Origin of the sequence: Rhodococcus sp. 852002-51564_SCH6189132-a, from assembly GCF_001665495.1 — a bacterium.
Lineage (GTDB): Bacteria > Actinomycetota > Actinomycetes > Mycobacteriales > Mycobacteriaceae > Rhodococcus > Rhodococcus pyridinivorans.
Window position 1 is genome coordinate 119,351 of the sequence record NZ_LZMJ01000086.1, and the last position, 11,744, is coordinate 131,094.

The following is an 11,744-nucleotide window of genomic DNA, read 5'->3' on the forward strand; positions in this document are numbered from 1 at the left end:
CACGTTACAGGTGAAGTCGCGTGTCGAACGGATCGGCCTACCGCCCAGTATCCGTTCCCGGTGCACGAATGGGGGCGCAGGTTCGGCGCTTCGGATATCGAAATGGTCTCGATATGACATCCTGACATCCGTGATCGAGCGTGGAGGAGTGCGCGAGAGCAGGGACCCGCAGGGCTCCTCGCCGACAGATCCTTCCCCGACGCTGCCCGGTTCGTCCCGGTCGCGAGGAACGGAACGACCCGAGGCGGGTCGCCGGTCGCACCAGCCCCTGCGTGCCGTGTGGGACCCGGTGGGACGGCCGGACCGGCCGCCGCGCCGACCGCGACCCGAACGGGACGTCCGCAAGCAGACCCGCGTGGGCAGGTTCGTCGCCACCTACGGCTGGCGCGCCTACGCCGTTCCGATCCTCGCCGTCGTGACCCTGATCGTGCTGTGGGACGCCGCGCGTGGCGCCGGAGCGGAGGAGCCCGCCGACCAGACCGACGCGAGCGAGGTCACCGAGATCATCGTCGAGGCCCCGCAACCCGAGGGAACCTTCCCCGAGTCGCTCGAGTCCGGTGCGCTGCCGGAGGGCGGCCCGTTCACGGAGGTCGGTGCGCGGGAGTGGCGGGTCGTGCCCGGCACCACGGGTCAGGTCGGCGCGGGGCAGACCCGTGTGTTCACCTACACGGTGGAACTCGAGGAGGGCATCGACACCACCGGCTACGGCGGCGACGCGGCCTTCGCGTCGATGGTCGACCGGACCCTCGCCGACCCGCGCAGCTGGATCGGCGACGAGGCGGTCGCCTTCCGCCGGATCGACACCGGCGAGCCGGACTTCCGGATCTCCCTCACTTCGCAGATGACCATTCGCGAAGGATGCGGCTACGACATCCCGCTCGAGGGATCGTGCTTCAACCCCTCGATGGAGCGGGTGTTCCTCAACGAAGCGCGGTGGGTGCGCGGGGCCGTCGCCTTCCAGGGCGACATCGGGTCGTACCGCCAGTATCTCGTCAATCACGAGGTCGGCCACGCCATCGGCCTGGCGCAACACGATGCCTGCACCACCGACGGCGGCCTCGCGCCGATCATGATGCAGCAGACCTTCGGCACCGCCAACGACGACATCGCGCGCTTGGACCCGGGCGGCACGGTCCCCGCCGACGGGGCGCGGTGCCGGTTCAACCCGTGGCCGTACCCGCGGGCGTAGGCGCCGGTCGGGGTCGACGGGCCGGGCGGAGTCGACGGGCGAGGTGGGGGTCGACGGGCGAGGTGGGGGTCGACGGGCGGAATGGGGGTCGCAGCAGGGAATGGCACCATGGACGGTGACGCAGGACGCATCGCGACAGGAGAACCCGTGACCGCAACGACACCGTCGACGCGCCGATCCCTTCCGCCGTTGGTGGAACCCGGCCCGGAGCTCGGTCGCGAGGAGGTCGCGCGGTACAGCCGTCACCTGATCATCCCGAATGTCGGGGTCACCGGCCAGCGTCGCCTGAAGAACGCGCGGGTGCTGTGTATCGGCGCCGGCGGCCTGGGTTCGCCCGCCCTGCTGTATCTCGCGGCGGCGGGGGTCGGCACGATCGGCATCGTCGAGTTCGACGACGTGGAGACGTCCAACCTGCAGCGCCAGGTGATCCACGGCCGCTCCGACGTCGGACGGCCCAAGGCGGACAGTGCCCGCGACAGCATCCTGGCGATCAACGACGGTGTGACTGTGCGCCTGCACGAGACGCGCCTGGAGTCGAGCAATGCCGTGCAGCTGTTCGAGCAGTACGACCTCATCCTCGACGGCACCGACAACTTCGCGACCCGCTATCTCGTCAACGACGCCGCGGTCCTCGCGGGCAAGCCCTACGTGTGGGGATCGATCTTCCGTTTCGAAGGCCAGGTGTCGGTGTTCTGGGAGGACGCCCCGGATGGGCGCGGCCTGAACTACCGCGACCTCTACCCCGAGGCACCGCCACCGGGGATGGTTCCCTCCTGCGCGGAGGGCGGGGTACTCGGCGTCCTGCCCGGCACGATCGGCACCGTCATGGCCACCGAGGCGATCAAGCTCATCACGGGGATCGGTGAGCCGTTGCTCGGCCGCCTCATGATCTACGACGCGCTTGCGATGTCGTTCCGCACGGTGACCCTGCGTCGCGATCCGGGACGGGTGCCGGTCACCGAACTCGTCGACTACGAGGCCTTCTGCGGGATCGTTCCCGATGCCGCCGCGTCGGCGCGATCGGCCGTCACCCCCACCGAACTGCGCCGCATGCTCGACGAGGGCCGCGACCTCGCGCTGATCGACGTGCGCGAACCCGTCGAATGGGAGATCGTCCGTATCGACGGTGCCCGGCTCGTGCCGAAGGACCGCATCCTCTCCGGTGAGGTCCTCGCCGACCTGCCGCAGAACACGCCGATCGTGCTGTACTGCAAGACGGGAATCCGATCGGCCGAGGCGCTCGAAGTGCTTGCGCGCGCCGGATTCTCGGACGCGACACATCTGCACGGCGGGGTGATCGCGTGGGCGCAGCAGGTGGATCCCTCGCTACCGGTGTACTGACGGTGACCTCGTTGTGACCTGAAACAGCGGAGTGCCTTCCCGATCCGAGCGGTGTGCGGCGGTAGGTTGAGCTGCGTGAGCTCACTCGAACCGCCTCAGCACGTGTGCTCCACATTCGGTCTCCGCGACGTCGAACCGGTCCCGCTCGGGCCCGACTGGGACGGCGGTTTCCGGTGTGGAGACGTGGTGCTGTCCCGAGTCGCCGATCATGCTCGCGCGGCCTGGTCCGCCAAAGTGCGGGAGACCCTGACCGTCGACGGTGTGCGGCTGGCCCGTCCGGTGCGGTCCACCGACGGTCGCTACGTGGTCTCCGGATGGCGCGCCGACACCTACATCGTCGGTACGTCCGAGCCCAGGCACGACGAAGTGGTCTCGCTGTCGCTGCGGCTGCACACCGCCACCGCGCAGCTCGAACGTCCCCGTTTCCTCATGCAGCCTCCGGTCGCACCCTGGGAGGACGTCGACGTCTTCGTCGCGGCCGACCGCGCGGCCTGGGAAACCGTGCCCCTGCGCAGCGCCCGCGCGGCGGGTGCGCCCGAGACGGTGACCCCCGACGGCCGTAAGAGTCTCGACCTGATCAACCAGCTCGCGACCTTCCGCAAGCCCGTGCACCTGCCCGACCAGCTCGTCCACGGCGACCTGTTCGGCACCGTCCTGTTCGCCGGGCGCGCGGCACCCGGGCTGACCGACATCACCCCCTACTGGCGTCCGGCCTCGTGGGCGGCCGCCGTCGCCGTCGTCGACGCACTGTCGTGGGGCGGTGCCGACGAAGGGCTCATCGGTCGCTGGGAGGACCTGCCGGAATGGCCGCAGATGCTGCTGCGCGCGGTCATCTTCCGTTTGGCCGTGCACGCGCTGCACCCGCGCTCGACCGAGGACGCCTTCCCGGGCCTGGCGCACACCGCCGACCTCGTGCGGTTCCTCCTGTAACACCTCACAGGGCGGCCGGGGCCGGGGTGAGCAACTCTTGACGCGACGGTCACCGCGGGCAGCACCGTAGCAACACCCGTTTCCTACCTTGGGATCAACACGGACCCGAGGAGGAACGGCGATGACGACCTTCATCGAAAAAGAAAGTCTCAGAGACAAATTCGCGCGCAAGCACAACATCGAGCGGTGGGACGCCGAGGATGTGGAGGCGTGGGAGGCCGGCGGCAAGCAGGTCGCCAAGCGCAACCTGATCTGGTCGGTGATCGCCGAGCACGTCGGCTTCTCCGTCTGGTCGATCTGGTCGGTGATGGTGCTGTTCATGCCCACCGAGGTGTACGGCATCGACGCCGCCGGTAAGTTCTTCCTGGTCGCCGTCCCCACGCTCGTCGGCGCGATCCTCCGCATCCCCTACACCGTCGCCACCGCCCGCTTCGGTGGCCGCAACTGGACCATCTTCAGTGCCCTCGTACTGCTGATCCCCACCATCGGGGCGCTGTACCTGATGCTGAACCCGGGTCACTCCTACACGACGTTCATGCTGGTCGCGGCACTGGCCGGTGTCGGCGGCGGCAACTTCGCCTCGTCGATGACCAACATCAACGCCTTCTACCCCCAGCGACTGAAGGGCTGGGCCCTCGGACTCAACGCCGGCGGCGGGAACATCGGTGTCCCGGCGGTCCAGCTGATCGGCCTGCTCGTCATCGCCACCGTCGGCAACACCGAGCCCTGGATCGTGTGCGCGGTCTACCTGGTCCTGTGCGCCGTCGCCGCGCTCGGCGCCGCCCTGTTCATGGACAACCTCCGTGATCAGAAGGCCGACCTGCGGGCCATGGGCGCCGCGCTGAAGTTCCGCGACTCGTGGATCATCTCCTTCCTCTACATCGGCACCTTCGGTTCGTTCATCGGCTTCAGCTTCGCCTTCGGTCAGGTCCTGCAGATCAACTTCCTCGCCGGCGGCGACACCCCCGCCCAGGCCGCACTGCACGCCGCGCAGATCGCCTTCATCGGCCCGCTCCTCGGATCCATCTCGCGCCCGCTCGGCGGAAAGCTCGCCGACCGCATCGGCGGCGGGAAGATCACCCTCTACACCTTCGTCGCGATGGCCCTGGCCGCCGCGGTGCTCATCGTCGCCGGCACCCTCGACGACCGCACCACCGGCGCCGCGACCGGCGGTGTGCTGACCGCCATGGTGCTCGGCTTCATCGCCCTGTTCCTGCTCTCCGGGCTCGGCAACGGCTCGGTCTACAAGATGATCCCGTCCATCTTCGAGGCCCGTGCGCAGGATCTCGACGAACTGGATCGCGACGAGAAGGCCGCCTGGTCGCGGAGCATGTCCGGTGCCCTCATCGGCTTCGCCGGTGCCATCGGCGGACTCGGCGGCGTGGGCATCAACCTCGTCTTCCGCGCCTCCTACGGCGGCGAGGCGCAGTCCGCGACGATGGCCTTCTGGGTCTTCGCGATCTTCTACCTCGTGTGCATCGCGGTGACCTGGTTCGTCTTCCTCCGCCGCCCGAACACCACCCCCACGAGCGAGCCCTCCACCGAGGCTCCCGCCCCGGCCCGCGTCGCAGTCTGACCGATCCCGGCACGAAGAAAGAGAACATCATGAGCCGCAAGAACGTCGTCGTCGTCGGACACGGAATGGTCGCCCACCGCTTCGTCGAAGCCCTTCGCGTCCGCGACGAGCAGAACAGCTGGTCGGTGACCGTGCTCGGCGAGGAGGCCGACGCCGCCTACGACCGCGTGGGACTGTCGTCCTACGTCGGAGCCTGGGACCGCAAGGAACTCGCCCTCGCCGGAAACGACTACGCAGCAGACGACCTCGTCGACCTGCGTGTCGGCACCCGCGCCGTGGGAATCGACCGCGCGGCCCGCACCGTCACCACCGCCGGCGGCGACGTTCTGCCCTACGACAGCCTCGTCCTCGCGACCGGCTCGTACCCCTTCGTGCCCCCCGTGCCCGGCCACGACCTGCCCGGCTGCTTCGTCTACCGCACGCTCGACGATCTCGACGGCATCCGCGCCGCCGCCGAACGCGCCAAGGCCGCCGGCCTCGCCGGCATCGTCATCGGTGGTGGCCTGCTCGGACTCGAGGCCGCCAACGCGCTGCGCCTGCTGGGCGTGACCCCGCACGTCGTCGAGTACAACAACCGGCTCATGCCCGCCCAGGTCGACGAGGGCGGCGGCCGTGTCCTCGACCGTCTCGTCACCGACCTCGGCCTCGTCACCCACACCGGTGTGGGCACCGAGAAGATCGAGGCCGGACCTGAGGCGCTCCAGGTGACCCTGTCCGACGGCTCCGTCCTCGCGGCCGGGCTCGTGATCTTCTCCGCCGGCATCCGTCCCCAGGACGAACTCGCCCGCGAGGCCGGACTCGAACTCGGCGGCCGCGGCGGTGTGCTCACGGACCGCACCTGTCGGAGCACCTCGGACGAGGCCGTCTACGCGATCGGTGAATGCGCGGCCGTCGAGGGCACCTGCTACGGACTCGTAGCCCCCGGCTACAGCACCGCCGAGGTCGTCGCCGACCGGCTCGTCGGCGGCACCGCCGAGTTCCCCGGCGCCGACCTGTCGACGAAGCTCAAACTGCTCGGCGTGGATGTCGCGAGCTTCGGCGACGCCCACGCGACGACGCCCGGCGCCCTCGAGGTCGTGCTGTCCGACTCCGCGAAGGGCACCTACGCCAAGCTCGTCGTCTCCGACGACGCGAAGACCCTGCTCGGTGGCATCCTCGTCGGCGACGCCTCCGCCTACGGCACGCTGCGACCGCTGGTGGGCCGCGAACTGCCGGGTGATCCGGCCACGCTGATCTCCCCGGTGGGGGAGAAGCCGGGCGCCGGCGCGCTGCCCGACGACGCCGAGGTGTGCTCGTGCAACGGTGTCACCAAGGGCGCGATCTGCGGCGCGATCTCCGAGGGCGCCTGCGACATCGCGCAGATCAAGTCGTGCACGAGTGCGGGCACCACCTGCGGCGGCTGCCTCCCGAGCATCAAGCAACTGCTCGCCCAGTCGGGTGTGCAGATGTCGAAGGCCCTGTGCGAGCACTTCGAGCAGTCGCGCGCCGAACTGTTCGAGATCGTCCAGGCCACCGGCATCCGCACCTTCTCCGCGCTCATCGCGCAGTACGGAACCGGACACGGCTGCGACATCTGCAAGCCGGTGGTCGCCTCGATCCTCGCGTCCACCGACTCCGACCACATCCTGCACCCGAAGCAGGCAGGTCTGCAGGACACGAACGACCACTTCCTCGCCAACATCCAGAAGAACGGCACCTACTCGGTCGTGCCGCGCATGCCCGGTGGCGAGTGCACCCCCGAGCAGCTCATCGTGATCGGTGAGGTGGCACGCGATTTCGGTCTCTACGTGAAGATGACCGGCGGTCAGCGCGTCGACCTGTTCGGTGCCCGCGTCGAACAGCTCCCGCAGATCTGGAAGCGTCTCGTCGACGCCGGCATGGAATCCGGCCAGGCGTACGGCAAGTCGCTGCGCACCGTCAAGAGCTGTGTCGGCTCCACCTGGTGCCGCTACGGCGTGCAGGACTCGGTCGGGATGGCCGTCGCCCTCGAATTGCGTTACCGCGGACTGCGATCGCCCCACAAGCTCAAGATGGGTGTGTCGGGTTGCGCCCGTGAATGCGCCGAGGCACGCGGCAAGGACGTCGGTGTCATCGCGACGGAGAACGGCTGGAACCTGTACGTGTGCGGCAACGGCGGCCAGTCGCCCAAGCACGCACAGCTCCTCGCCGGTGGTCTCGACGACGAGACCCTCGTCCGCTACATCGACCGGTTCCTGATGTTCTACATCCGCACTGCCGACCGGCTTCAGCGCACCGCGCCGTGGCTCGACGCACTCGAGGGCGGTCTCGCGCACCTCGAGGAGGTCGTGTGCGACGATGTCCTCGGCATCGCCGACGATCTCGAGGCCGCGATGGCCAAGCATGTCGAGGGCTACAAGGACGAGTGGGCCGGTGTCCTCGAGGATCCGGAGAAGCTGGCGCGGTTCGTCTCGTTCGTCAACGCGCCCGAGCAGCCCGACCCCACGGTCCGCTTCGACGACAGCGGCCCCCGCAAGGTCCCCGTCCTCGTGGGTATGCCGGGCATCGGACCCGGAACCGGGGCGTGACGACCGCTTACCCCGAGGGAACGAGCGGGTAACGCGCTCGAAACACCCGGCACCCACACTTCAGGACAGCAGTTTCAAGGAGGACAGCGATGACCGTCATCGAGACGCACACCGTAGGGGGATCGACGCGCGACAGCGTGTTCGACGGGCGACTGGAATGGACCTCGGCCTGTCCACTCAGCCATCTCATTCCGGGCCGCGGCGTGGCCGTGCTGCTGCGCGGCGGCGAGCAGGTGGCCCTGTTCCTGCTCGACGACGGAACGCTGCGCGCAGTAAGCAACTTCGATCCGTTCGGCCGCGCCGCGGTGATGTCCCGCGGTATCGTGGGCGACCGGGGCGGAGAGCCCACCGTGGCGTCGCCGCTGCTCAAGCAGGTCTTCTCCCTCGACGACGGCCGGTACCTCGACGATCCGTCGGTGCGTCTGCCCGTCTACGAGGTGCGCGTATGGGCGGGAGTCGTCCAGATCCACAGCCTCGTCCCCCGTGACCAGCGGCACGAGGGGCCGACCGGAGAGGGTTCGTGAGCGACGACAACGCGCCGTTGCGGGGATTCACCATCGGCGTGACGGCAGCTCGGCGTGCCGAGGAGTTCGCCACGCTCCTCACCAGGCGTGGGGCCGAGGTCGTGCACGCCCCCGCCATCCGCATCATCCCGCTGTCCGACGACGACGAGCTCGAGCGCGTCACCCGCTGCATCGTCGCGCAGCCCCCGGACATCACGATCGCCACCACGGCGATCGGATTCCGCGGGTGGATGGGTGCAGCGGAGGGCTGGGGACTCGCCGACGACCTCGCGCAGGCACTCGGCTCGAGCCGGATCCTCGCCCGTGGCCCGAAGGTCACGGGCGCGATCCGGGCCGCCGAACTCCGCGAGGAGTGGTCTCCTTCCTCGGAATCGACCGCCGAGGTGCTCGAACTTCTGCTGAAGGAGGGGGTCGCCGGCCGCCGCATCGCGGTGCAGTTGCACGGCGAGCGCACCGAATGGGAGCCTGGGACCGACGTGTGCGATGCGCTGCGCGCTGCGGGCGCCGACGTCGTGCCCGTCCCGGTCTACCGATGGACGGCCCCCGAGGATCTCACCGCGCTCGACCGGATGATCGAGCAGATCGTCGAACGCGGACTCGACGCCGTGAGCTTCACCAGTGCACCGGCCGTCGCGTCGATGCTCATGCGGGCCAAGGAGACCGGCTGGCTCGAGCCGATGCTCCGGTCGCTGCGGACCGGCGTCACCGCGGTGTGCGTCGGTCCCGTCACCGCGGCACCGCTCACCGAACTCGACGTACCCGTCAGCATGCCCACCCGATCCCGGCTGGGCTCGCTGGCCCGGCACATCGCCGAGGAACTGCCCCGGCGGGCTGTGCGCATCGAGGCCGGCGGTCACGTCCTCAGCCCGCGAGGGCGCTGCGTGATCGTCGACGGCACCGTGCGGTGCCTTCCCCCTACCGGGATGGCCCTGATGCGCACACTCGTCGCGCGCGCCGGTCTCGTCGTCTCCCGCGAGGAACTCCTCGCGGCCCTGCCCGGCGGTGGCGGCGACACTCACGCCGTCGAAACCGCGGTCGCCCGGGTGCGCTCGGCTCTCGGCGCACCGGCGATCGTGCAGACCGTCGTCAAGCGCGGCTACCGCCTCGCCGTCGACCCGGAAGGAATGCATCCATGACCGGTACACACGCCGACCCGGCGCTCCTGCTCGTCGCGCACGGCACCCGCAATCCGCGCGGTGTCGACATGATCGCGGCGCTCGCCGATGCCGTCTCCTCCCGCGTCGGTCCCACCCGTGTCGCCTTCGTCGATGTCCTCGGACCGTCGCCCTCGGAGGTCCTGCGCGACACCGGCCGTCCGACCGTGCTCGTCCCCGCCTTCCTCGCCTCCGGCTATCACGTGCACACCGACGTTCCGCGCGAGGTCGCGGCCGGCGGGAACGACGCGGTGACGATCACCCCCGCGCTCGGTCCCGATCCTGCTCTCGCCCGTGTCCTCGTCGAGCGGTTGCGGCAGGCCGGCTGGGTCGAGGGCGACGACGTCGTTCTCGCGGCCGCCGGCTCGTCCGACCCTCGCGCCCGCCACGACGTCCACGTGACGGCCCGCATGGTCTCGTCGCTCGTGCAGACCCCGGTGCGCGTCGGATGGATCGCCACCGGAGAACCGCGGGTCGCGACCGTCGTGGACGAGGTCCGCGCCGGCGGCGCACACCGGGTGTTCGTCGCGTCGTATCTTCTCGCCGACGGTCTGTTCCACCACCGCCTGGCGGAGGTCGGCGCCGACGGCGTCGCTGCGCCGATCGGTGTCGCCGAACCCGTCGTCGACCTCGTGGCCCGGCGCTACCGCTCCGCAGTCGATGCGTTGCGCCTCGCTCCTGTGGGAGCGGCTCGCCACCGCGCCTGAATCAGCGGGGGAGCGGCAGCAATTCGACGCGGTCGCCGTCCACCGCTCCCGGTGGCACCACGGCGATCGCGCTGCGCCCGATGAGGCCGGCGAGATGCGCGGTGCGAATCGTGTTGTCGCACAACCATCGTCCCTGCACGTCCTGGCGGGCGGGGAGCAACCGCGTGATGTCGCCGACGACCTCCGAGGCGTTCGCCAGCGGAGCGGTCACAGGAGTCGCCGGGGTGCGGAGGGTGCGGCCGTCGACGATCGCAGGCAGCAGCACCAGCAGCGTCGACACCGCCGCCACCGGATTCCCGGGCAGTCCCAGCACGGCACGGCCGTCCGGCAGCGTCGCCGCGACCTGTGATCCACCGGGCTTGCACCGCACCCGTTCGACGACCACCTGCGCGCCGGCCCGCGCCAGCGCACCGCGCAACTGATCGGCGGCGCCACCGCCCGTCGCGCCCACGATGACGATCGCATCGGCATCGGTGCCCGTGAACAACGCATCGAATCCGTCGGCGGTGTCGCGGAGATGCCCTTCACCGACCACCGTGGCGCCGCACCAGCGGACGAAGTCCGGGAGTACCGGACCCAGCGAGTCGCGCGTCTGCCCCTCGCGCAGAGGGCCGGTGCGTCGGATCTCGTCGCCGGTGAGCACTATGTGCACCCGTAGAGGACCTCGCACCCGGAGTTCGGTGACCTCACCGCTGGCGGCCGCGGAGGCGACCGCCGGGCTCACGGCGGTGCCGGCCTCGGCGAGGACCGTCCCCGACTCCCAGTCCTCCCCGCGGCGCCGCGCATCGTCGCGCACGGGCGCATCGGGCAGGCGACTGACGAGACCGCCTTCCACGCGGACGAACTCGTCGCGCACGACGGCGGTCGCGCCGGCCGGCAGGTGGGCGCCCGTCGCAATCCGGGCCGCTTCCCCGTCGCCGAGCGTGAGCGAGCCTCCGTCGCCCGCGTAGCGGATCTCGTTGCGCAACAACCACGGTCCGTCGCCCGCCACCGCGTAACCGTCCATCGCCGAGGTGCGGACGCGAGGCAACGCCTCCACCGCGACGAGCGGAGCCGCCAATGTGGCGCCCCGCGCCTCCTCGACCGGAACGGTGCGGGAAGGCAACGGCGACAACGCTTCCCGTAGGATTCTCCGCGCCCGGTCCGGATCGGCGGCCACACGGGCGGTCGCGGATCCGGCGCGCGCCGCCTCCAGATCGGCAGGGGTGTCGCAGTCGGTCGCCTCGGACACCGAGACGGTGACGTACCGCTCGGGCAACAACGCCTTCATGGGCCGGTTCGCGACGTCTCCACCGAGAGATTCCAGACGCGCGGCCAGCGCCGGTGTCCGCCACGCGGCGAGCAGGAACTGCACCCGGCCGGTGTCGTCCACCGCGAAGGCGGCCTCGGCCGTCGCATCCTCGTTCAGGGCCTCCAGCAGGGCCGCAACCGTCGTCGGTGTGACGAACGGAAGGTCGGCGGCGAGAGTGACCACGAGATCGGCGACCGGATCCGCCGCTGCCAGCGCCGCGACCGGACCCGCGCCGGGCGGTGTCTCCTGGATCTGCAGCACGTGGAGGTCGAGATCGTCGCGGTGCGGACCCACCACCGTCACCCGCGCGCACCCCTCGACCGCGCCCAGGGCGGTGTCGAGCATCCTGCGGCCGCCGACGGTCAGAGCGGGCTTGTCGACGCCTCCCATGCGGGTCGCGCGGCCTCCCGCGACGATCACGGCTTCGACGTGGGTGAGCGTGCTCATGTCTTCATGCTGCCTCATCCGCCGCGCTCGTGATCGTCT

General features: G+C 70.2%; 9 protein-coding genes. 8 read left to right on the forward strand and 1 reads right to left on the reverse strand.

Features of this window, described 5'->3' with window-relative positions:
• Window positions 1-130 precede the first annotated feature (130 nt).
• From A5767_RS22035 to A5767_RS22070, 8 genes are all read left to right on the forward strand, one after another.
• Window positions 131-1,189 (forward strand): DUF3152 domain-containing protein, encoded by a 1,059-nt coding sequence (locus A5767_RS22035; protein ID WP_442978771.1) that lies wholly within the window; start codon window positions 131-133, stop codon window positions 1,187-1,189.
• A gap of 108 nt (window positions 1,190-1,297) precedes the next feature.
• On the forward strand, window positions 1,298-2,530 hold the full coding sequence (moeZ, locus tag A5767_RS22040; RefSeq protein WP_064853137.1) for an adenylyltransferase/sulfurtransferase MoeZ: 1,233 nt from the start codon (window positions 1,298-1,300) through the stop codon (window positions 2,528-2,530).
• 75 nt (window positions 2,531-2,605) lie between these two features.
• The gene (locus A5767_RS22045) at window positions 2,606-3,460 is read left to right on the forward strand and encodes a TIGR02569 family protein (RefSeq protein WP_006550248.1); all 855 of its coding nucleotides are present in this window, start codon (window positions 2,606-2,608) and stop codon (window positions 3,458-3,460) included.
• A 121-nt stretch (window positions 3,461-3,581) separates the two neighbouring features.
• Window positions 3,582-5,036 (forward strand): nitrate/nitrite transporter, encoded by a 1,455-nt coding sequence (locus tag A5767_RS22050; RefSeq protein ID WP_039584791.1) that lies wholly within the window; start codon window positions 3,582-3,584, stop codon window positions 5,034-5,036.
• Window positions 5,037-5,065: 29 nt separating this feature from the next.
• The gene (nirB, locus tag A5767_RS22055) at window positions 5,066-7,582 is read left to right on the forward strand and encodes a nitrite reductase large subunit NirB (RefSeq protein WP_033097106.1); all 2,517 of its coding nucleotides are present in this window, start codon (window positions 5,066-5,068) and stop codon (window positions 7,580-7,582) included.
• Between the two features lie 89 nt (window positions 7,583-7,671).
• On the forward strand, window positions 7,672-8,106 hold the full coding sequence (gene nirD / locus A5767_RS22060) for a nitrite reductase small subunit NirD (protein ID WP_006550251.1): 435 nt from the start codon (window positions 7,672-7,674) through the stop codon (window positions 8,104-8,106).
• Window positions 8,103-9,242: a uroporphyrinogen-III synthase gene (locus tag A5767_RS22065; protein WP_024101479.1), complete on the forward strand. Its 1,140-nt coding sequence runs from the start codon at window positions 8,103-8,105 to the stop codon at window positions 9,240-9,242. The genes nirD and A5767_RS22065 overlap by 4 nt, the downstream gene beginning before the upstream one ends.
• A complete protein-coding gene (locus A5767_RS22070) occupies window positions 9,239-9,967 on the forward strand; it encodes a sirohydrochlorin chelatase (protein WP_024101478.1) in 729 nt (242 codons plus the stop codon). The genes A5767_RS22065 and A5767_RS22070 overlap by 4 nt, the downstream gene beginning before the upstream one ends.
• 1 nt (window position 9,968) lies before the next feature.
• Here the strand turns inward: A5767_RS22070 and A5767_RS22075 are convergent, their stop codons facing one another.
• The gene (locus A5767_RS22075) at window positions 9,969-11,705 is read right to left on the reverse strand and encodes an NTP transferase domain-containing protein (RefSeq protein ID WP_064853138.1); all 1,737 of its coding nucleotides are present in this window, start codon (window positions 11,703-11,705) and stop codon (window positions 9,969-9,971) included.
• Window positions 11,706-11,744: the final 39 nt, after the last annotated feature.

Bases quoted from the DNA above. Each gene is read 5' to 3' on its own strand.
- nirB (WP_033097106.1), top strand. From the start codon at position 5,066: ATGAGCCGCAAGAACGTCGTCGTCGTCGGACACGGAATGGTCGCCCAC.
- A5767_RS22050 (WP_039584791.1), top strand. From the start codon at position 3,582: ATGACGACCTTCATCGAAAAAGAAAGTCTCAGAGACAAATTCGCGCGC.
- moeZ (WP_064853137.1), top strand. From the start codon at position 1,298: ATGGACGGTGACGCAGGACGCATCGCGACAGGAGAACCCGTGACCGCA.
- nirD (WP_006550251.1), top strand. From the start codon at position 7,672: ATGACCGTCATCGAGACGCACACCGTAGGGGGATCGACGCGCGACAGC.
- A5767_RS22070 (WP_024101478.1), top strand. From the start codon at position 9,239: ATGACCGGTACACACGCCGACCCGGCGCTCCTGCTCGTCGCGCACGGC.
- A5767_RS22075 (WP_064853138.1), bottom strand. From the start codon at position 11,705: ATGAGCACGCTCACCCACGTCGAAGCCGTGATCGTCGCGGGAGGCCGC.